The following is a 20,738-nucleotide window of genomic DNA, read 5'->3' on the forward strand; positions in this document are numbered from 1 at the left end:
TGATGGAGGTCGCGCCCGTCACCCCGGGGGTAGTCTCCGGATCATGACAATCCTCGCAACCGAGGGTCTGACCAAGCGGTTTCCCCGCGTGACGGCGCTCGACCGGCTCACGGTCACGGCCGGAACCGGCGTCACCGGGCTCGTCGGCGCGAACGGCGCCGGGAAGTCCACGCTGATCAAGATTCTGCTCGGCCTGCTCCCGCCGACGTCCGGCCGGGCCGAGGTGCTCGGCATGGACGCCGCCACACACGGGCCGGAGATCCGCCGCGTCGTGGGCTACATGCCCGAACACGAGTGCCTGCCGCCCGACGTGTCCGCCACCGAGTTCGTGGTACACATGGCGCAGATGTCCGGCCTGCCGCGCGCCGCCGCCCGCGAGCGCGCGGCCGACATCCTCCGGCACGTCGGCCTGCACGAGGAGCGGTACCGCCCGATCGGCGGCTACTCCACGGGCATGCGGCAGCGGGTCAAGCTGGCTCAGGCGCTCGTCCACGATCCCCGGCTGGTCTTCCTCGACGAGCCCACCAACGGCCTCGACCCTCAGGGCCGCGATGACATGCTCGCGCTGATCCGGCGGATCGGCACCGAGTTCGGCATCAGCGTCCTGGTCACCTCGCACCTGCTCGGCGAGCTGGAGCGGGTCTGCGACCACGTCATCGTGATCGACGGCGGCGCCCTACTCCGGTCGTCCGCGATCAGCGAGTTCACCCAGGCCACGCAGGCCATCGCCGTGGAGGTCGAGGAGGGTCTCGAACCCCTCGCCGCGCGGCTGGCCGAGCTGGGCGAGGCGGTGGCGGTGCAGGGACGCGTCCTGACCGTCCAGGTCCGCTCGGAGGACACCTTCGACGCCGTGCGCGACGCCGTCTGCGAACTCGACCTCAACCTCGTCCGGCTCGAACAGCGTCGCGGCCGCATCGAGGACGTCTTCAGGGAGCCGGCGGCATGACCGAGCAGACCGCGATCATCCATGACATCGGCTACCGGCACTACGAGGGTCCCCGGCTCGGCCGCGGGAGCGCCACCCGCGCCCTCGCCGTGCACAGCCTGCGCGGCGTCTTCGGCCTCGGCCGGACCACCCGCGCGAAAATCATCCCGTTCCTGCTCGTGGCGATCATGCTGCTGCCGGTGGTGGTGTCGATCGCCGTCATGGCCCTGCTGAAGCAGAGCGCCATGGGTTATCCGGCGTACGCCGTGACCATGCAGGCGGTGCTCGCCATCTTCCTCGCGTCGCAGTCGCCGTACCTGGTGGCTCCGGACCTGCGCTTCCGCGTCCTGCCGCTCTACCTGTCCCGGCCGGTGACCGTGGTCGACTACGTCGGCGCGAAGCTGGCCGCCATGACGGCCGCGCTGCTCCTGCTGCTGGCCGTGCCGCTGACGGTCCTGTACGCCGGGGAGCTGCTGGTGGACCTCCCCGGTCCTCCGCACACCCGCGACTACATCGCCTCGATGGTGTCCGCCGTCCTCCTCGCCCTGCTGCTCGCCTCGATCGGCCTGGCCCTCGCATCCTTCACGCCGAGGCGCGGGCTCGGGGTCGCGTCGGTGATCGCGTTCTACCTGTTCACCTCGGCGGTGTCCGCGGTGTTCTTCGGCGTGCTCCTGTCGGTCGGCCAGGACGCCGCCGCCAAGTGGGCGCTGCTGATCAACCCGTTCTTCCTCGTCGACTCCGTTCAGGTGGCCCTGTTCGGCACCGCGCCCTCCGACGGCGAGGGCTACCCCACGGGGCCGTGGCCCGCACTGATCCTGCTGGCTGTGATCGCTCTCGCGCTGACGGCACTTTTCACGCGCTACCGGAAGGCGGCCTCCTCATGACGGTCACCACCGTTCCCGCCGTCGCCGCCCGGCCGGGGCTCATGGAGCTGGCCCGGGTCTCCCGCTGGTACGGCAACGTCGTCGCCGTCAACGACGTCACCATGACGATCGGCCCGGGCGTCACCGGCCTGCTCGGCCCGAACGGCGCGGGCAAGTCCACGCTGCTGCACATCATGGCCGGCTTCCTCGCCCCGTCGAACGGCACCGCCACGCTGAACGGGCAGCGGATCTGGCGCAGCCACGACATCTACCGCCACATCGGCCTGGTCCCGGAGAGGGAGGGCGTCTACGGCTTCCTGACCGGATGGCAGTTCGTGCTGTCCGCCGCCCGCCTGCACCGGCTGCCGGATCCGGCGCAGGCCGCCACGCGCGCCCTCGACCTCGTCGACATGAGCCACGCCAAGGACCGCAGGATCGAGACCTACTCCAAGGGCATGCGCCAGCGGGTCAAGGTCGCCGCCGCGCTGGTCCACGATCCCCAGGTGCTGCTGCTCGACGAGCCCTTCAACGGCATGGACCCGCGCCAGCGGCTCCACCTGATGGAGCTCGTCCGGCGGATGGGCGCCGAGGGCCGGACCATCCTGTTCAGCTCGCACATCCTGGAGGAGGTCGAGCGGGTCGCCGAGCAGATCGAGGTCATGGTCGCGGGCCGGCACGCCGCCTCCGGCGACTACCGGGAGATCCGCAGGCGGATGACCGACCGCCCGCACCTGTTCCGGGTCCGCTCCAGCGACGACCGGAGGCTGGCCTCCGCGCTGATCGCCGACGCCTCGTCCGGGGCGGTCTCCCTGACGGAGAGCGGGCTGGAGGTGCAGGCGCTCGACTTCGGCCGCTTCACGCGGCTGCTGCCGAGGGTCGCCCGCGACGCCGGGGTCCGCCTCTGGCAGGTGTCCCCCACCGACGAGGACCTGGAAAGCGTCTTCTCCTACCTCATCCAGCCCCGTGCGTGACCACAGGCCGGGACCACCCGGACGATCACGCGGAACCGTATCTCACCGGACTCCGTTCGCGGCTCCATCAGTGACTCCACCGATGACCACGCGAAGGACCGCCGGAGCAGTCGAGCGGAGCGAGACCCAATGAACACCGTCGTAGCTGACATCACGTACCGGGCGATGCTCGGCCGCAAGCGGATCCTGCTGCTCGTCCTGCTGCCGCTGGCCCTGATCGCCGTGGCCGGGCTGCTCCGGCTGATCGGGGGGCCCAGCGAGGGCACGGCCGTGACACTGATGAAGACGTTCGCGATCGGCACGATCCTGCCGCTCCTCGGGCTCATCGCCGGGACCGGCGTGATCGCGCCCGAGATCGAGGACGGCACGATCATGCATCTGCTGTCCAAGCCGATCTCCCGGCCGGTGATCACCTTCACGAAGTTCGTCGTGGCCGCGTCGCTGCTGGCGCTGTTCGCCGCCGTGCCCACGTTCATCGCGGCGTACCTGCTCGTGCAGACCGAGTCCGGGGTCGCGTACGGCTTCGCCCTCGGCGCGCTCCTCGCCGGCGTCGCGTACGCGGCGGTGTTCCTGCTGCTCGGCGTGCTGACCCGGCACGCGGTGACGGTCGGGGTCATCTACGCGCTGGTGTGGGAGGGCCTCGTGGGCGGCTACGTGCCCGGGGCGCGGAAGTTCTCGATCCAGCAGTGGGCCCAGTCGATCGCCGACCAGGTGTCGACGTCCGCGTTCTTCAAGTCGGACGTGCCGATCGGCTTCGCCGTACCGGCGATCGTCATCGTGACCGTCGCCGCCCTGCTGATCGCCGGACAGCGCCTGCGCGGCCTGTCCCTGACCGGCGACGAGTGACATCGACATGAAAAGCGTGTGGCCTCCGCCGGACGGCGGAGGCCACACGCTTTCACGAACTCATCTGTAGCGGACTCACCCGTACGGACTCTCCCGTAGCGGACTCATCCACAGCAGGTGCGGACGACCTCGGCCAGGTGGTTGGCGACGGCCTCGGCCTGGTCGTGCGACGCGGCCTCGACCATGACCCGGACCATGGGTTCGGTCCCGCTCGGGCGGATCAGGACCCGGCCCCCGTCGCCCAGCGCCGCCTCCGCCTCCGCGACGGCGGCGGCCAACTCGGCCGAGGAGCGCGCCTTCGCCTTGGAGACGTCCCGCACATTGACGAGCACCTGCGGCAGCTTCGTCATGACGGAGGCGAGCTCGGCCAGCGAGGCGCCCGACTTCGCGACCGTCGCGAGCAGGTGCAGCGAGGTGAGCACGCCGTCACCGGTGGTGGCGTGGTCGAGCATGATCACATGCCCGGACTGCTCGCCGCCGAGGGTGAAACCGCCGCTCTGCATCGCCTCGAGGACGTAACGGTCGCCCACCGCGGTCTCCACCATGGTGAGCCCGGCCTCGCGCATAGCGATCTTGAAACCCAGGTTGGACATCACGGTCGCCACGATGGTGTTCTCGGCCAGTCGCCTCTCGGCGTGCATGGCCACCGCGAGGATCGCCATGATCTGGTCGCCGTCGATCTCCTCGCCCCCGGCGGTGACGGCGAGACAGCGGTCGGCGTCCCCGTCGTAGGCGATGCCGACGTCGGCCCCCCGCTCGACGACGGCCCTCTTCAGCTCGTCCGGGTGGGTCGAGCCGACGCCATCGTTGATGTTCAGCCCGTCAGGAGAGGCGCCGATGGTCTCCACCACGGCCCCCGCCCGCAGCAGCGCCTCGGGAGCGACCATGTGGGCCGCGCCGTGCGCGCAGTCGACGACGACCCGCAGGCCGTCAAGGGGATGCGGCAGGGTGTCGAGCAGGTGCGAGACGTACCGGTCGGCCTCGCCGAACGCCTCCCGAACCCGGCCGACGGACGCGCCGACGGGCCGGTCCCACTTCTCGCCCAGCCGCTCCTCGATCTCGTTCTCCACGGCGTCGGCCAGCTTGAAGCCGCCTCGCGCGAAGAACTTGATGCCGTTGTCCGGGGCGGGGTTGTGCGATGCGGAGAGCATCACCCCGAGGTCGGCCCCCAGAGCCGAAGTCAGGTACGCGACCGCCGGGGTGGGCAGCACGCCGAGCCGGAGCACATCCACGCCAGACGACGCGAGGCCGGCGACGACCGCGGCTTCCAGGAACTCTCCTGAAGCTCGCGGGTCCCGGCCTACGACGGCGATCGGGCGGCCACGCCGCCCGACGCTCGCGTGGAACGCCCCGGCATCGCCGAGGACATGAGCCGCCGCCACGGACAGATCCATGGCCAGCTCGGCCGTGAGGTCGCGACCCGCGACCCCACGTACCCCGTCGGTGCCGAAAAGGCGCCCCAACTTAACGCTTGCTGTACTGCGGAGCCTTGCGGGCCTTCTTGAGGCCGTACTTCTTCCGCTCCGTGGCCCGGGCGTCACGGGTCAGGAAGCCGGCCTTCTTCAGCGGAGGCCGGTTGGTCTCGGCGTCCAGGATGGCGAGCGCGCGGGACAGACCCATGCGCAGGGCGCCGGCCTGGCCGGTCACGCCGCCGCCGCCGATGCGGGCGATGACGTCGAACTGGTCCTCGGCGCCGAGCGTCACGAAGGGCTCGTTGACGATCTGCTGGTGGACCTTGTTCGGGAAGTAGGCGTCCAGCGAGCGGCCGTTGATGGTCCACTTGCCGGTGCCCGGCACGATGCGGACGCGGGCCACGGCCTCCTTGCGGCGGCCGGTGCCGTACGAGTTGCCCGTGGTGATGGGGCGGCGCACGGGGGCCTCAGCGCTGGGCGCGGACTCGGTGGTGTACTCGGAAGGGAACTCCTCGGACGAGAACTCGCCCTGCTGCTCGCCCTCGACGAGCGTCTCGATACCGTTGGACTCGGCCACGGTTCTCCTCTTACTTTCCTGGCTCGGCGATTACTGGGCGATCTGGCTGATCTGGAAGGGCACCGGCTGCTGCGCCTGGTGCGGGTGCTCGGAACCGGCGTAGACCTTGAGCTTCTTCGCCATCTTCCGGCCAAGGGCGTTCTTGGGGAGCATCCCCTTGACCGCCTTCTCCACGGCGCGGTCCGGGCGCTTCTCCATGAGCTCGCTGTAGGTCACGGAACGCAGACCGCCGGGGTAACCCGAGTGACGGTAGGCCTTCTTCTGCTCGAGCTTGTTGCCGGTCAGGGCCACCTTGTCGGCGTTGATGACGATGACGAAGTCGCCGGTGTCGACGTGCGGGGCGAAGATCGGCTTGTGCTTGCCGCGGAGCAGGGTCGCGACGTGGCTGGCCAGCCGGCCGAGCACGACGTCGGTGGCGTCGATGACGTACCACTGACGTTCGACGTCGTTGGGCTTGGGTGAGAACGTGCGCACGGCAGTGCCTTCTGTCGGAAATGTGAACTCACGGTAGGTTGCGCAGGCACGACGGCAACCTTCCGTCTCCACATGCATGGGAGAAGACGCCGGACGCGCCGTGCACGGGTCACGAGAGGACCAGCGCACACAACGAATCAGCAGATTACCCTTCCCTGTGTCCGGGGTCAAAACGCGCTGCCCAACGCGGGGTCGGAACGGCGGGACACGGAAATCCAATCCCGCGGTCCCCTTCATCCTCATAGCCGCACATCCCTATATTTGACTGCGGTATGTGGCAGACCCCTCACACCCGGCACCCCCAACGTACGCCCCGGCGCGGGACTCACGTGGGCCTGCTCGCGTGCGCTGTCGCGCTCCTGCTCGCCGGCGTCGTCATCGGCAGGGTCACCACCAGGAACGGTGTCGACGAGGTCTACCTCCGCAACTCCGAGCCCTCCTCTTCCCCTTCGAATTCCCCTTCGAAGACGTCGGGCCCCTCGTCGCGGCACCGGCCGCCGCTCGACCACGTGGCGCGGGCCGGTGACCCGCCCCTCAGCCAGGCCACCCCGATGGCCCGCCCACCCGTCAGGAACCCGTCCAACATGATCGACCCGTCGGACGGCGGGACCCAGTGGAACACCTTCACCCCTGGATACGGCGACGAGCCCGGCTACACGGGCGGTGGCGACACCGGTGGCGGCGCGAGCCTCAGCGCCCTGGAGTCCGAGGTCGTCCGGCTGGCGAACGCCGAACGCCTCAGGCGGGGCTGCGCCCCCATGCGGGTCGACAAGCGCCTTGTCCGCTCCGCGCGTCTCCACTCGCGGGAGATGGCCGCGAGCAACGTCTTCGAGCACGCCTCGCCCAACGGCCGTTCGCCGTGGGAACGCATGGACGCCGCCGGCTACCGGGACGGCGGCGCGGAGAACATCGCCCGGGGTTACCAGACCGCCCGCGAGGCGATTCAGGGCTGGATGGCCAGCAGCGGCCACCGGCGCAACATCCTCAACTGCAGCCTGGTCGCGACCGGTGTGGGGGTCGACATGGGGCCTGGTGGCCCGTGGTGGACCCAGGACTTCGGTTATTCCTGACTTTCCTCATCTGCTGGGATACGCGGCTAATCTCAGCGCATGGGTTATCCCGGCGACCAGCAGCAACCACACCGCCAGCCGTACCTCCCGCAGGGCGTGCCGCCGACCGCCGACCAACGGCGTCCGGAGGCGCGGCCGTACGGATCCGCGTTCGGACAGCCTGGCCAGTCTGGCCAGGCCGACCAGTCAGCGCAGTCAGGGCAGGAGGCTCCGGCGTTCGATCCGTGGCGCCGGCCGCAGCGGGACGCCGCCCAGCAGGCAGGGCCGCAGGCAGGACCGCAGACAGGGAGCTGGGAGCCGGGCGGGCGCCCGGGAAACCCGCAGGCCGGGACCTGGGCGCAGGCGGCGTCGCAACCGAGCAGTTCCTCGACCGGGAGCTGGGGTCCGGGAGGCGCCTCACCGGGGAACCTTGACGCCGGAGGCTCGCAACCGGGCGGCACGGCACCCTGGAGCATCGGAGACCCGCAACCGGGAAGCCCCTTGAGCGGGAACCGGGAGCCCGGAGGCTCCCCGTACGGAACCGCTCCCGGCGCGACCGGACAGCCGAGCGGCTACGCGTCCGGCGGTTCGCAGCCCGGCGGCTACGCATCCGGTGGTTCACAGGGGGGCGGCTACACGTCCGGCGGTTTCCCGCCGGGGGCCCAGCCGGATGGCGCGGGGAACCAGCGCCCTCCGGGCGGCCACACCGCCGAACACTCACAGCCGGGTAGCCCGGAGGCCGGAGGCTCCCTTTCCGGGGATTCGCAGGGTCGGCGGGCGTCCGCTTCCAGCGAGCCGCCACGGGCCGAACGGCGCGCAGCCGAGCCGTCGCAACCGCCGTGGGACCCCTACGGCCCGGTCCCCCTCTGGCGACACCCCATCGTGCTCGGCCTGGCCGGTCTCGCGCTGATCGGCGCGCTCTTCGCCGGTCTGTGGGTCGCGGCGAGCCGCGAGAAACCGGTCCGCGCTGTTTCGACGCCGACGCCGACGCCCGTGACCACCCCCGGCCCCGGAGGCAAGTACGGCTACGCGGGCTCGCGGACGACCGACAAGACCCCGCTCACCGCCACGGAACTCTTCGGGCAGAAGAAGGTCACCAACGGCACCCGCTCATACCTGCGGACCAAGGTGAACAAAGAGAAGACGTGCAACGACGGCGTCTCCGGCGAGAAGATCACCAAGGCTCTGAAGGCGGGCGGCTGCACACAGCTCATCCGCGCCAGTTACAAGGACTCCAAGGGCACGATCATCGGCACGATCGGCGTCGCCAACCTCAAGACCACCACCGCCGCCACGAAGGTGGCGTCCGCCGGCGGCGGCAAGGAGCGACAGGACTTCCTCAAGCCGCTGCCCGGCACCGACGACGTCAGCAAGCTCCTCGGGACGGGTGACGCGTACGCGGGTGGCTGGGTCCACGGCCACTACACCGTCCTCCTGTGGTTCCAGTTCAAGGACGGCCACAACCCGAACAAGACCGAACTCAAACAGCTCTACCGGGCGGCCATGGACATCACGGAGAAGACCGTCTTCCCTGCTCTCGACACGAGGTCCCTGACCGGAGGACACGGCTGATCCGCGAACCATCTTTCCGCCGATCTTTCTGGACAAACGCCGCTCAGGGGCTGCGCACAAACGCCCATAGCGGCACGACGATCTCGTCTGCGCCGATACGCTTCCGCATATGCGTGGCCAGGATCCCGTTTCCGATCACGAACACGGCGCCGACGGCTCGGCGGCACCGGCTGTGCCACCGCCGAGCTTCGGCCACCCCGACGAGACATCGCACGAGATTCCCGGCGAGATGTCGCCGGGCTACGACTGGTTCGCCCGCCCTCAGTACGAGGCGGGCAAGCCGCTGTCGCCCGGCGAACCACCGAACGCCGCCCCCGCGGCCGCCGGAGCCGCCCTCGCGGAGAGCGCGGCCCGAGACGACGCGGCCCAGGACGTGCCCGGGAACGGCGACGCCGGGGACAGCACGGCCGAAGGCAGCACGGCCGAAGGCAGCACGGCCGAAGAGCAGCCCTGGTCCTCTTGGCCGGCAGCGAGCCAGTCCACCAGGGAGTGGCCAGCGGAGCGGGCACCGGCCCCGACCGATCCCCCGCAGTGGGGTCCGCCGCCCGCTTTCGGCGCGGCCGACGCCACCGCTTCCACCGCTCAACCGGATGACCGCGTGTCCCCGCCCGACGACCGCACCTCCCCTGCCGAGGACCGCCCCTCCCCGGCGGGCGACCAGGCCTCTGCGCCCCGGGCGCAGGCGGCCCCGCCCGCAGGCTGGACCCGGCCCTCCCCCACACCGCCGGAGGCGCCATCGCCTCAGGAGCGCGACCGTCCCCGCAAGGCGTTCAGGGAGATCTCCGAGGGCGACCAGTTCGAGACCATCGACTTCCCCGCGATCGACGTCACCAAGCCGTGGGTTCCCCTCAGTGGCCAGGGGCGTCCCGGCGCGTGGAACGCCGAGACCGCGCAGCCGGGCACCCGCCCGGCGCCCGGCCACGCCGGGGAGAGCGCGTACGGCACGCAGGGCGACCCGCGACCGGCGGCCGGTGCCGGCGAGCCCTCCGCACCACCCACCACGTCCCATGGCACACCGCCTGCTCCAACTGAGTTCGAGGAGGTCGGCTCTCCCGGTTGGCCAGAAGAGCCCGGAGAGTCCGACGCGCCCGAGCAGGCCCCGGCCATGGCGACCTGGTCGGCCGCGGCGCTACGGGACGCCCAGTCCGGTGGCGCCCCCGCGGCGCCCGAGGCCAACCCCGCGGCGCCCCTACACGCGGAGCCCTCAGGGCCTCTACACGTGGAGTCCGAGGCCGACCCCGCGGCTGGGCCTGGCACAGCACCCGCCTCAAACCAGGAACCGTCTGCTTCCGCGGTCCCCGTTCCATCCTCGGAAGGGACTCCGGAGTCGGCCCCCGAACCCACTCCGGAGTCGGCCACAGAGTCAGCCACGGAGCCGGTTACCGAGTCGGCCCCCGAGACAGCCGCGGAGGCGAATGCCCCTGGGCACCCGCGGCCCACGGCGGACGATCAGCCGACCGCGCGGGAGGAGGCCGACTCCTCTCCGGAGCAAGATTCGCCGGTGGCCCATGAACAGGGGCCGACCGCCCCGCTCAAGCCGCCCGCGGCCCAGGAGACCCCCGTCCGTCCCAGGATCCCGGCGGAGCCCGGCGACGTCCCCGTGTGGCCGCCCAGGCTTCCCGGCGAGACTGCTCCAGCGCCTGACGCGCCCCTGCGCGACACCAGGACGGCCTGGCCCCCGACCGAGTCCTCCGCTCCGGGCACCCCCGCCGCCGCGCAGGACGCCACCGCACGCGAGGACACCACCGGACGCGAAGACACCACCGGGCACGCGGACACCACTGGGCACGCGGACACCGCCGTGCGCGGCGAAGACGCGGAGGGCTCCGCCGACACGCCGTCCGCTGATCCCCGCGGGACGGGCTCCCGGCCCGCTTCCGAGGGGGACGCCGACGCCTCCGGGCCGCCGAACCACGCACCGGCGGCCTCGGGCGGCCTTCCTTTCACGGGACGGCCTCCGGTCGCTCCTGGTGAGGGGACGGTGACCCAACCCCTGCCCAGCGCCCCCGATCGGGCACCCGGCACTCCGGCTCGCCAGGGCCGTGACGACGGGACGGCCGAGCCGCACCAGCCGACCGGCTTCCCGGGCGGAGCGGCGGGGCAGGAGCACGTTCCGGTCCGTGCGGGCACCGCGTCTGCGCAGGTCGCCTCCGCGCAGGTCACCTCCGCGCACGGCCCCGTACTGCTCGCGCCAGAACAAATCCAGCCGCCCGGCGGCCTCCCGGTCCCGCTCGCTCCCCCGGCGGCACCGCCGGCGAAGCGGGCCTCGGGCATGGGCAAGAGGGTCCTGCTCGGCGCCGGGACCGGTGTCGTGGTGGTGGCCATCGGCGCCGCCGCCTACCTGGCGTACACCGAGCAACCAGAGAACTCCGCGCTCACTGGCGGATCATCGGCGACCAGCGCCGCCCCCGCGGCAACCACGCCCGCGGCGCAGCCCAGCACGAGCGCCAGCGCGAGCACCGGCACGAACGCGAACGCGGCTCCTCTCGACGCTGAGGAGACAGACCCGCGGAAGCTCACCCTGACCGAGACGTTCCCGGACACCCGGATCACCCTCGCCGGGAAGAGCTTCAAGCGGGTCAAGGTCCACGTCACCGACAGCTGCGAGCAGGCGGCGGCGGGCGCCTTCGCCGACGCGCTCAAGCAGCAGGAGTGTCGCCGGGTCCTCAGGGCCACCTACGTGGACGCGAAGCAACGCTACGCCGTGACCACCGGCATCGCGGTGCTGCCCACCAAGGACGCGGCCCTCGCGGTCGACAAGACCAAGAACCTCAGCGGCAACCTCTGGTTCCGCGGGCTCAACGGCGACGTGGGTAGCGGAGCCGAACGGGTCGCGATCTCCGGCGGTTACGCCGCGGGCATGGTTTGGGGCCGCTACATCGTGTTCAGCTACGCGACCTACGCCGACGGCCACACGCCGAGCGCGAAGGAGCAGGATCTCGGCCCCGTCAGTGGCGCCTTCCGCGACCACACCGCCGAAGTGATCGGGAAGCGCGTCACGAACTGAGCGTGCGCACCCGGCGCGTCACCACGGCGCGCCGGGCCAGCTCATCGCCCACGGGGTAGCGGACCTCCTCCAAGGTCAGCCCGTGCGCCGGGGCCACATGCACCCCGGGCGCGCGTACGGCTCTCGACAGCACCTGCCCCGGCCACTCGACGGCCTGCCTGCCCTCGCCCACCGCGAGCAGGGACCCCACCAGGGCGCGGACCATGGAATGGCAGAACGCGTCCGCGACGACGGTCACCTGGATGATCCCGTCCTCGCCGCGCGTCCAGTCGAGCCGCTGAAGCTCGCGTATCGTCGTGGCGCCCTCGCGCTTCTTGCAGAACGCCGCGAAGTCGTGCTCACCGATCAGTCGCGCGGCGGCCGCGTTGAGCAGATCGACGTCGAGCGGCCGGTTGTGCCACAGCACCTCGCGCCGCCGCAGCGGGTCGGTCCCGCCAGGGGCGTCGCACACGCGGTAGACGTATCGCCGGAAGAGGGCCGAAAAACGCGCGTCAAACCCCTCAGGAGCCACTGAGACGGTATAAACGCGTACATCCTGCGCCAGTACACCCGCCAGCCGTCTGGTGAGCGCAGCGAGCCAATGAGCGCCTTCAGCGCGCCAGGCGTCCTCGGGGTCGGTCTCCGGGTCCCGCTGCCGGGCGCGGACGGTGTCGGCGACCGCGAGCCGCGAAAGCGCGAGATCCACGTGCGCCACCTGCCCCCGGGCATGCACCCCCGCGTCCGTACGGCCGGCCACAGTCAGTTGAGGGGCGGGGTCGAGCCGGAGGATGCGGCTCAGCGCGCCTTCCAGCTCTCCCTGGACGGTTCGCCGCCCCGGCTGTCGCGCCCAGCCGGAGAAGTCGGTGCCGTCATAGCCCAGGTCGAGCCTCAGCCGAACTTCTCGGTCCACGTCCATCCTCCCGTGCGGCAGGCGACAGCCCTGCCCAAACGAAGAGCGGGCCCAGCGATCCCGGAAGGGGACACTGGACCCGCTCAAAGGCCTTAAGTCAGCACAGGCCTTTAATCAGCACAGGCCCTTGATCAGGCCTCGTCCTTCTTGGCCTCGGCCTCCGCCTCGGCGGCGGGGGCCTCAGCAGCCGGAGCCTCGGCGGCCGGGGTCTCGGTGACCTCCTCGGCCGGAGCGGCCGGAGCGGCCGGGGCCTCGGCGGCCGGACGCGAGACGGTGACCGGGCTCAGCTGCTCGGTGACCAGCTCGATGACCGCCATGGGAGCGGCGTCGCCCTTACGCGGACCGAGCTTGGTGATACGGGTGTAGCCACCGGGACGCTCGGCGAAAGTCGGCGCGATCTCGGTGAAGAGGTGGTGGACGACGCCCTTGTCGCGGACGACGGTCAGCACCTGGCGACGGTTGTGCATGTCGCCCTTCTTCGCCTTGGTGATCAGCTTCTCCGCGAGCGGGCGAAGACGCTTGGCCTTGGCCTCGGTGGTGCGGATCCGGCCGTGCTGGAACAGCTGGGTGGCGAGGTTCGCCAGGATCAGCCGCTCGTGCGCCGGGCCGCCGCCGAGACGGGCGCCCTTGGTGGGCTTGGGCATTTCGTTTCTCCTTGAGAGACAACCCGCTCCGGCCGTATCAGGTACCGGAGTCGGGGCGGCGGGCCCGTGGAGCCCGCCTTCGGCAAATCAGTGGTTCCGCCGCTTCACCCGGTCGCCCGGGGTGCCTCCCGGCCGCTGAGACAGCGGTGCGCCCGCTGTCTCAGTGCCGGAACGGCCGAGACACGATCTAGTACTGCTCGGTCTCGATGAAGCCGCCGTCCTCGTCGTCGTACCCGCCGCCGGCGACCGCGCTGGGGTCGAATCCGGGCGGGGAGTCCTTGAGGGCGAGGCCCATCTCGTGCAGCTTCTGCTTGACCTCTTCGATCGACTTCGCGCCGAAGTTCCGGATGTCGAGCAGGTCCTGCTCGCTGCGGGCGACGAGCTCACCCACGGTGTGGATGCCCTCGCGCTTGAGGCAGTTGTAGGAGCGGACGGTGAGGTTCAGCTCCTCGATCGGCAGCGCCAGGTCCGCGGCCAGAGCGGCGTCGGTCGGCGACGGGCCGATGTCGATGCCCTCGGCCTCGACGTTCAGCTCGCGAGCCAGGCCGAACAGCTCGACCAGGGTCTTGCCCGCCGAGGCGACCGCGTCGCGCGGCTTCATCGACGGCTTGGTCTCGACGTCCAGGATCAGCCGGTCGAAGTCCGTGCGCTGCTCGACACGGGTCGCCTCGACCTTGTAGGTGACCTTGAGGACCGGGGAGTAGATGGAGTCGATCGGAATCCGGCCGATCTCCTGGCCCGGCTGCTTGTTCTGGGCTGCGGAGACGTAGCCGCGACCGCGCTCGACGGTCAGCTCCATCTCCAGCTTCGCCTTGCCGTTCAGCGTGGCGATATGCAGGTCGGGGTTGTGCACCTCGACACCGGCCGGAGGCGCGATGTCGGCGGCGGTGACCTCACCCGGACCCTGCTTGCGCAGGTACATCACAACCGGCTCGTCGTGCTCGGACGAGACGACCAGCGACTTGAGGTTCAGGATGATGTCGGTGACGTCTTCCTTGACCCCCGGCACGGTCGAGAACTCGTGCAGCACGCCCTCGATGCGGATGCTGGTGACCGCCGCCCCCGGGATCGAGGACAGCAGCGTGCGCCGCAGCGAGTTGCCGATGGTGTAACCGAAGCCCGGCTCCAGCGGCTCGATGACGAACTTGGACCGGTGCTCCTCGAGCGACTCCTCCAGGAGGCTCGGGCGCTGTGCGATGAGCATGTGGGATCTCCCCTGTTTCCGGGACGATTCCACCGCGCCCCGCACCACCGTCGGCCGCTGCTCGCGACCCGGTCGTGCCGGGACCGGCTTCCTCTCCCTGTACGGCGGCGCCCGCTATTTGACGCCACTCGCTTACAACCATGATGCCGTACGGCTCGCGCCTGGCGAGCCGTACGGCCATCGTTTGGTCGAGAACTCTTACTTGGAGTAGAGCTCGACGATGAGCTGCTCCTGGACCAGCGTGTCGATCTGCTGGCGGACCGGGAGCTGGTGCACGAGGATGCGCATGCTGTCCGGGGCGACACCCAGCCACGCCGGGACGGTCTTGTCGCCGGCGGTGGCGCGGGCCACCTCGTACGGAAGCAGGTTCCGCGACTTCTCGCGAACCTCGATGATGTCGTGCTCGCGGACGCGGTACGACGGAATGTCGACCTTCTTGCCGTTCACCAGGATGTGCCCGTGGCGCACCTGCTGGCGGGCGGCGTCGCGCGACTCGGCGAACCCGGCGCGGTAGACCACGTTGTCGAGACGGCTCTCCAGAATCTGGAGGAGGTTCTCACCAGTCTTGCCGGCCTTGCGGTTGGCTTCCTCGTAGTAGTTCCGGAACTGCTTCTCGAGGACGCCGTAGATGCGGCGGGTCTTCTGCTTCTCACGAAGCTGGAGCTGGTACTCAGACTCCTTCGGACGGCCGCGACCGTGCTCACCCGGCGGGTAAGGACGGATCTCGATGGGGCACTTCGCGGACTCGCACTTCTTGCCCTTGAGGAAGAGCTTGGTCTTCTCGCGGCGGCAGAGCTTGCAGTCCGCACCCGTGTAACGAGCCATTTCTCTCTATCTCCTGGAGCTCAGACGCGGCGGCGCTTCGGCGGGCGGCAACCGTTGTGCGGGACCGGAGTCACGTCCTGGATGGACCCGACCTCGAGCCCGGTCGCCTGCAGCGAGCGGATCGCGGTCTCACGGCCGGAGCCGGGGCCCTTGACGAAGACGTCGACCTTGCGCATGCCGTGCTCCATGGCGCGGCGGGCGGCGTTCTCAGCGGCCATCTGCGCAGCGAACGGGGTGGACTTGCGGGAGCCCTTGAACCCGACGTGGCCGGCGCTGGCCCAGGAGATCACGTTCCCGTTCGGGTCGGTGATCGAAACGATCGTGTTGTTGAACGTGCTCTTGATGTGGGCGTGCCCGTGAGCGACGTTCTTCTTTTCCTTGCGGCGCACCTTCTTCGGTGCGCCCTGGCGGCTCTTCGGCGGCATTTAAGCGCTATCTCCTGGAATGTGGCTGCTAGGACTACTTCTTGCCCGGCTTCTTCTTGCCGGCCACGGTCTTCTTCTTGCCCTTGCGGGTACGCGCGTTCGTCTGCGTCCGCTGACCGTGGACAGGCAGCCCCTTGCGGTGCCGGATGCCCTGGTAGCAGCCGATCTCGATCTTGCGGCGAATGTCGGCCTGAACCTCGCGACGGAGGTCACCCTCGATCTTGAAGTTCGCCTCGATGAAGTCACGCATCGGCACGAGCTCAGCGTCGGTGAGCTGGTGGACGCGCAGGTCCGGGCTGATGCCCGTCGCCTCCAGGATCTCCTGGGCGCGAGTACGACCGATTCCGAAAATGTAGGTGAGAGCGATCTCCAGCCGCTTGTCGCGGGGGAGGTCGACGCCAACCAGGCGAGCCATGGTCGGGCATTCTCCTTCGTGGTGGCGGAGGTCCTGCGCCTCACGTCCCCTCCCCATGCCCGGGGCGAGGGCCCCGGCCTCCGACCGGGGGTCTCCCGTGTGGTCCGGCTCCCGCAACGGGAAACCGCCTTCACAGGTGTGACGCGCGATTACTTTTCAACGGTCCCACATGGCGCGAGCCCGCTACTGGAGCGGACTCTCTCATGGGACCTTCTCTGCGACCGTCAGGGCCGGATCCGCCTCGCCTTGCACACCTTCGGCCCGTTCTCACGAACCCTCGGTGCCCGGCTCGGCTTCCTCACGTACCAACTGGTCGAGTCCGCCTCGCCTTGCACACCTTCGGCCCGTTCTCACGAACCCTCGGTGCCCGGCTCGGCTTCCTCTCCTAGCCCTGGCGCTGCTTGTGGCGCAGGTTGTCGCAGATCACCATGACGCGACCGTGCCGGCGAATCACCTTGCACTTGTCGCAGATCTTCTTGACGCTCGGCTTGACCTTCATAGTCCTTAATTCGTTCCTCAGACGGCCCGCCCTGCTTGGAGGGGGGCTTACTTGTACCGGTAGACGATCCGCCCGCGACTCAGGTCGTAGGGGCTCAGTTCCACGACCACCCGGTCGTCGGGGAGAATCCGGATGTAGTGCATCCGCATCCGTCCGCTGATGTGGGCCAGGACCTTATGGCCGTTGTCGAGTTGCACCCGGAACATCGCGTTCGGGAGCGACTCAACCACAGTGCCCTCGATCTCGATGGCGCCGTCTTTCTTGGCCATGTCCCTCGCGTTTCACTGATCGGTCGTCTGAGGCTTCGGATCACTAAGCAGCCGCGACCTTCCTGGCGCTTCCAGAGAGCGGTGACCGGCAAGGCCACCTATGCGCAAAAGGTCATAGTGAGCCGACAAAGGAGTCTACGACAACCCGCCCAGAAATGCGAAACGGGCCGCAGTCTCTCCACACAGGCAGCCAGGCTACCCCAGATCACCGTCTAGTCACACACCGCCGTACGCGATGGCGACGGGGCTGTTCCGGTCACCGGGTCCGCCGGCCGGCGCCGCCGCTGTGCCGGGAGTGGTGGACACGGCACCCCGAACCGGCCTGCCGATGGAGATCACCTACCCGGCGCCGAACGAACCGATCACACGCGGACGATAAAGAGTCCGTCCGTGCTCGCCGCGGGCAGGCGGCGGGCGGCCCAGCTCACGGCCGCCTGTGCTCCCGGCCGAACACCGTGCCGACCAGCAGGACGGCACCCCAGGGCCCCATCACCCACAGCGGCCAGGGGTAGACCCATTCGACTGAGGTGACCACGACGATCAGCCAGATGACCCAGTTGATCGCGCTCGCGGTCGCCCACGCGGCCCAGGCGGCCTTCAACCCCGGCTGGCCACCGCGCTTCGGCCGCGGCCGCGACCCTGTGGAGACGGTCGCGGGGAGCCGGTGCAGATCGATGTCCGGCAGATCCGCGGTCAGGGTGGCCAGCTCGCCGTACGTCCGGCTCTGGTAGAGCTGCGCCAGCCGCTCGTTGAACTCGTCGACGGTGAGCCTGCCCTCGGCGACATGCTCTCGCAACGCGGCGGCGACCCGATCCCGGTCGCCGTCGGAGGCTCGCATCTCCGGAGTTGCCGCCATCACCATCTACTCCCGCCGCTCCGCATGATTAGCCCCATTATGTGGCACGAGTGGGCGGGCAGGGCCGCTCGAATCAGGCTCGTTCGCCGGACCCCGCGGCGATCTCGCTGAAGCGGGACTCGCCCCCGTCGATCGCCGTGAGGACCCACGGGCCGTTCTCCGTGACCGCCACGCTGTGCTCGAAGTGTGCCGAGGCCTTCCCGTCCACCGTTACGACCGTCCAGTCGTCGGCCAGCACGCGGGTGCGGTCGGTCCCCAGGTTGACCATGGGCTCGATCGCGAAGCACATGCCGGGCTCGAAGCGGGGCCCACGGCCCGGACGGCCGTGGTTGGCCACCCACGGGTCCATGTGCATCTCGGTGCCGATGCCGTGCCCGCCGTACTCCTGAGGGATGCCGTAGCGACCCTGGGACCGGACGTACTTCTCGACCTGGAACCCGATGTCCGACAGGTGGCCGCCGACCCGGAGGGCGGCGATCCCGCGCCACATGGACTCCTCTGTCACCCGCAACAGCTCGGTCAGTGCGGGATCGACCTCGCCGACCGGGACGGTGATGGCGGAGTCGCCGTGCCATCCGTCCAGGATCGCGCCGCAGTCGATGGAGATGATGTCGCCCTCACGCAGCTTGCGCCGGTCCGTCGGGATGCCGTGCACGACCTCGTCGTTCACAGAGGCGCAGATGCTGGCGGGGAAGCCCTGGTAGCCCTTGAACGACGGAACGGCGCCCGCGTCCCTGATCGCCTTCTCCGCGATGACATCGAGATCGAGCGGAGTCAGGCCGGGCTCGACCGACGAGCGAAGCAGTTCGAGCGTCCTGCCGACGACCAGACCGGCCGCGCGCATCTTCTCCAACTGCTCAGGCGTCTTCACCTGGATTCCGTGTTTGTGCTTCTTGAACACTCTGGCACCCCCTGGGGTGTTCTAACGGCAGGACTTTCAGGCCAATTCCCCCGATTCTGCCCTAAAGCATCGAACGCCACCCCACGTATGGGATGGCGTTCGAATGGAGGAACCTTCAGTTGCCGGACGTGCGCAATGCCGCCATCGCCCGCCGGGTGACCTCGTCGACCGGTCCGGTCGCGTTCACCTGTACGAGGATGCCTTCGTCCGAATAGAAGTTGATCAGCGGGGACGTCTGCTCCTGGTAGACCTCCAGGCGCCGCCTGATGGTCTCCTCGCGGTCGTCGTCGCGCTGGAACAGCTCGCCGCCGCACGCGTCGCAGACACCCGCCACAGAAGGGGGGTCGAAGTCGACGTGCCAAACCTTGCCGCACTGACGGCAGGTCCGCCGTCCGGCGAGCCGCCGTACGACCTCCTCGTCGTCAACGACCAGTTCCAGGACGATGTCCAGCCCGGTGCCGAACTCGGCCAGCATCTTCTGCAAGATTTGCGCCTGCGGCACGTTGCGCGGGAAGCCGTCCAGCAGGAAGCCCTGCTGCGCGTCCTTCTCGCCCAGACGATCGCGGACCATGGCGACCGTCACCTCGTCGGGGACGAGGTCGCCGCGGTCCATGTACTCCTTGGCAAGCTTGCCGAGTTCCGTGCCGCCGGAGACGTTGGCGCGGAAGATGTCACCTGTCGAGATTTTCGGGATCGACAGATGTGATGCGATGAACTGGGCCTGCGTCCCCTTGCCCGCTCCGGGGGGCCCGACCAAGACGACGCGCACTATCTCAGGAAACCCTCGTAGTTGCGCTGCTGAAGCTGGCTTTCGATCTGCTTGACCGTGTCCAGGCCGACACCAACCATGATGAGAATGCTGGTCCCTCCGAACGGGAAGTTCTGGCTCGCCCCGGCCACCGCCAGTGCGAGGATCGGGATCAGCGAGATGACACCCAGATACGGAGCACCGGCGGCCGTGAGCCGCGTGAGCACGTAGTTGAGATACTCAGCGGTCGGCCGGCCCGGACGGATGCCCGGGATGAATCCACCGTACTTCTTCATGTTGTCGGCGACTTCAACGGGGTTGAAGGTAATGGACACGTAGAAGTACGTGAAGAAGAGGATCAGCGCGAAGAACGTGGCCATGTAGACCGGGTGATCGCCCCGGACCAGGTTCTGTGCCAGCCACTCGATGATCGGCCCCGGCTTCTCCCTGTTGCCGAAGATGGTGACCAGCAACTGCGGCAGGTACAGCAGCGAGGAGGCGAAGATGACCGGGATGATGCCCGCCTGGTTGACCTTCAGCGGGATGTAGGTCGAGGTCCCGCCGTACATGCGGCGGCCCACCATTCGCTTCGCGTACTGCACCGGAACGCGCCGCTGCGCCTGCTCGATGAAGACGACGACGGCGATCATGACGATGCCGACCAGCATCACCACGACGAACTTGAAGGCGCTCTGCCGGAAGATGTTCATCAGCTCGGACGGGAAGACCGCGACGACCTGGGTGAAGATCAGGATCGACATGCCGTTGCCGACACCGCGGTCGGTCACGAGCTCGCCGAGCCACATGATCACAGCGGTTCCCGCGGTCATCGTGACGACCATGGTGACGAGCGTGAAGATGTCCTCGTTCAGCAGGATGGGCAGGTTGCTGTTCGGGAAGAGCTGTCCCGAACGCGCCAGAGCGACGAAAGCGGTCGACTGGAGTACGGAGAGGCCGATCGTCAGATAACGCGTGTACTGCGTGATCTTCGCCGTGCCGGACTGGCCCTCCTTCTTCAGGGCCTCCAGGCGCGGAATGACGACGGTCAGCAGCTGCAGGATGATGCTCGCCGTGATGTACGGCATGATGCCCAGGGCGAACACTGAAAGTTTCAGCAGCGCGCCACCGCTGAACAGCTGGACCATTCCGTAGATGTTGCCGCTGTCGCCCGCCTGCGCCTGCTGCAGCGCTTTGGCGACGTTCTCGGAGTTGACACCCGGGGTCGGCAGCACCGAGCCGAGCCGGAACAGCGCGATGATGCCCAATGTGAAGAGCAGCTTCTTGCGCAGGTCCGGCGTCCGGAATGCCCGGGTAATCGCGGATAGCACGGTACCTCCTGCGCGCCTGTGACGCGGTAAAGGTCGGCG

At 69.3% G+C, this 20,738-nt stretch carries 22 protein-coding genes; 7 read left to right on the forward strand and 15 right to left on the reverse strand.

All coding sequences use genetic code 11. The annotated features are described in order from the left end of the window. The first annotated feature begins 43 nt into the window (after nt 1–43). The 4 genes from QSK17_RS01830 (at nt 44) to QSK17_RS01845 (ending at nt 3,605) form a co-directional block, all read left to right on the forward strand. Nucleotides 44–946 carry an ABC transporter ATP-binding protein gene (locus tag QSK17_RS01830; protein WP_285702572.1) on the forward strand — a complete coding sequence of 301 codons (903 nt, stop codon included), beginning with the start codon at nt 44–46 and terminating at the stop codon, nt 944–946. Further along, the gene (locus QSK17_RS01835; protein WP_285702573.1) at nt 943–1,809 is read left to right on the forward strand and encodes an ABC transporter permease; all 867 of its coding nucleotides are present in this window, start codon (nt 943–945) and stop codon (nt 1,807–1,809) included. The genes QSK17_RS01830 and QSK17_RS01835 overlap by 4 nt, the downstream gene beginning before the upstream one ends. After that, entirely contained in the window at nt 1,806–2,759 is a 954-nt protein-coding gene (locus tag QSK17_RS01840; RefSeq protein WP_285702574.1) for an ABC transporter ATP-binding protein, read from the forward strand. Before QSK17_RS01835 ends, QSK17_RS01840 begins: the two co-directional genes overlap by 4 nt. 129 nt (nt 2,760–2,888) lie before the next feature. Further along, nucleotides 2,889–3,605 (forward strand): ABC transporter permease subunit, encoded by a 717-nt coding sequence (locus QSK17_RS01845; protein WP_285702575.1) that lies wholly within the window; start codon nt 2,889–2,891, stop codon nt 3,603–3,605. A 104-nt stretch (nt 3,606–3,709) separates the two neighbouring features. Here the strand turns inward: QSK17_RS01845 and glmM are convergent, their stop codons facing one another. From glmM to rplM, 3 genes are read right to left on the reverse strand one after another with little or no spacing between them, the layout of a single operon-like run. After that, entirely contained in the window at nt 3,710–5,068 is a 1,359-nt protein-coding gene (gene glmM, locus QSK17_RS01850; RefSeq protein WP_285702576.1) for a phosphoglucosamine mutase, read from the reverse strand. Between the two features lies 1 nt (nt 5,069). Further along, the gene (gene rpsI, locus QSK17_RS01855; RefSeq protein ID WP_285702577.1) at nt 5,070–5,594 is read right to left on the reverse strand and encodes a 30S ribosomal protein S9; all 525 of its coding nucleotides are present in this window, start codon (nt 5,592–5,594) and stop codon (nt 5,070–5,072) included. A gap of 30 nt (nt 5,595–5,624) precedes the next feature. Next, nucleotides 5,625–6,068, reverse strand: coding sequence for a 50S ribosomal protein L13 (gene rplM / locus QSK17_RS01860; protein WP_285702578.1), 444 nt, complete (start codon nt 6,066–6,068; stop codon nt 5,625–5,627). A 272-nt stretch (nt 6,069–6,340) separates the two neighbouring features. Between rplM and QSK17_RS01865 the strand changes: the two genes are divergently transcribed. From QSK17_RS01865 to QSK17_RS01875, 3 genes are all read left to right on the forward strand, one after another. Then, nucleotides 6,341–7,138 carry a CAP domain-containing protein gene (locus QSK17_RS01865; RefSeq protein ID WP_285702579.1) on the forward strand — a complete coding sequence of 266 codons (798 nt, stop codon included), beginning with the start codon at nt 6,341–6,343 and terminating at the stop codon, nt 7,136–7,138. A 39-nt stretch (nt 7,139–7,177) separates the two neighbouring features. Next, entirely contained in the window at nt 7,178–8,689 is a 1,512-nt protein-coding gene (locus QSK17_RS01870; protein ID WP_285702580.1) for a hypothetical protein, read from the forward strand. A gap of 109 nt (nt 8,690–8,798) precedes the next feature. Continuing rightward, nucleotides 8,799–11,696, forward strand: a complete 2,898-nt coding sequence (locus QSK17_RS01875) for a hypothetical protein (RefSeq protein WP_285702581.1) — start codon at nt 8,799–8,801, stop codon at nt 11,694–11,696. On the opposite strand, the gene truA is transcribed toward QSK17_RS01875, so the two are convergent. The 12 genes from truA to secY all read right to left on the reverse strand — a co-directional run bounded on the left by truA (nt 11,686) and on the right by secY (nt 20,699). Beyond that, on the reverse strand, nt 11,686–12,591 hold the full coding sequence (gene truA, locus QSK17_RS01880; RefSeq protein WP_285702582.1) for a tRNA pseudouridine(38-40) synthase TruA: 906 nt from the start codon (nt 12,589–12,591) through the stop codon (nt 11,686–11,688). The genes QSK17_RS01875 and truA overlap by 11 nt on opposite strands. A gap of 125 nt (nt 12,592–12,716) precedes the next feature. Beyond that, nucleotides 12,717–13,229: a 50S ribosomal protein L17 gene (gene rplQ / locus QSK17_RS01885; RefSeq protein WP_285702583.1), complete on the reverse strand. Its 513-nt coding sequence runs from the start codon at nt 13,227–13,229 to the stop codon at nt 12,717–12,719. A 187-nt stretch (nt 13,230–13,416) separates the two neighbouring features. After that, nucleotides 13,417–14,433 (reverse strand): DNA-directed RNA polymerase subunit alpha, encoded by a 1,017-nt coding sequence (locus QSK17_RS01890; RefSeq protein ID WP_061253237.1) that lies wholly within the window; start codon nt 14,431–14,433, stop codon nt 13,417–13,419. 198 nt (nt 14,434–14,631) lie between these two features. Beyond that, on the reverse strand, nt 14,632–15,258 hold the full coding sequence (gene rpsD, locus QSK17_RS01895) for a 30S ribosomal protein S4 (RefSeq protein ID WP_285702584.1): 627 nt from the start codon (nt 15,256–15,258) through the stop codon (nt 14,632–14,634). A 20-nt stretch (nt 15,259–15,278) separates the two neighbouring features. Further along, complete coding sequence (gene rpsK, locus QSK17_RS01900; RefSeq protein WP_020542285.1) at nt 15,279–15,683, reverse strand: 30S ribosomal protein S11; 405 nt, start codon at nt 15,681–15,683, stop codon at nt 15,279–15,281. 34 nt (nt 15,684–15,717) lie between these two features. Further along, the gene (rpsM, locus tag QSK17_RS01905) at nt 15,718–16,098 is read right to left on the reverse strand and encodes a 30S ribosomal protein S13 (protein ID WP_285702585.1); all 381 of its coding nucleotides are present in this window, start codon (nt 16,096–16,098) and stop codon (nt 15,718–15,720) included. Nucleotides 16,099–16,483: 385 nt separating this feature from the next. After that, entirely contained in the window at nt 16,484–16,597 is a 114-nt protein-coding gene (gene rpmJ / locus QSK17_RS01910; RefSeq protein WP_003956441.1) for a 50S ribosomal protein L36, read from the reverse strand. A 47-nt stretch (nt 16,598–16,644) separates the two neighbouring features. Then, nucleotides 16,645–16,866, reverse strand: a complete 222-nt coding sequence (infA, locus tag QSK17_RS01915) for a translation initiation factor IF-1 (RefSeq protein WP_012887858.1) — start codon at nt 16,864–16,866, stop codon at nt 16,645–16,647. 424 nt (nt 16,867–17,290) lie between these two features. Then, entirely contained in the window at nt 17,291–17,722 is a 432-nt protein-coding gene (locus QSK17_RS01920) for a DUF1707 SHOCT-like domain-containing protein (RefSeq protein ID WP_285702586.1), read from the reverse strand. A gap of 73 nt (nt 17,723–17,795) precedes the next feature. Then, a complete protein-coding gene (gene map, locus QSK17_RS01925) occupies nt 17,796–18,623 on the reverse strand; it encodes a type I methionyl aminopeptidase (protein WP_285702587.1) in 828 nt (275 codons plus the stop codon). 115 nt (nt 18,624–18,738) lie between these two features. Continuing rightward, nucleotides 18,739–19,392, reverse strand: a complete 654-nt coding sequence (locus QSK17_RS01930) for an adenylate kinase (protein WP_285702588.1) — start codon at nt 19,390–19,392, stop codon at nt 18,739–18,741. Beyond that, a complete protein-coding gene (gene secY / locus QSK17_RS01935) occupies nt 19,392–20,699 on the reverse strand; it encodes a preprotein translocase subunit SecY (protein WP_285702589.1) in 1,308 nt (435 codons plus the stop codon). The genes QSK17_RS01930 and secY overlap by 1 nt, the downstream gene beginning before the upstream one ends. Between the last annotated feature and the right edge of the window lie 39 nt (nt 20,700–20,738).

The organism is Microtetraspora sp. NBRC 16547, from assembly GCF_030268965.1.
GTDB lineage: Bacteria > Actinomycetota > Actinomycetes > Streptosporangiales > Streptosporangiaceae > Microtetraspora.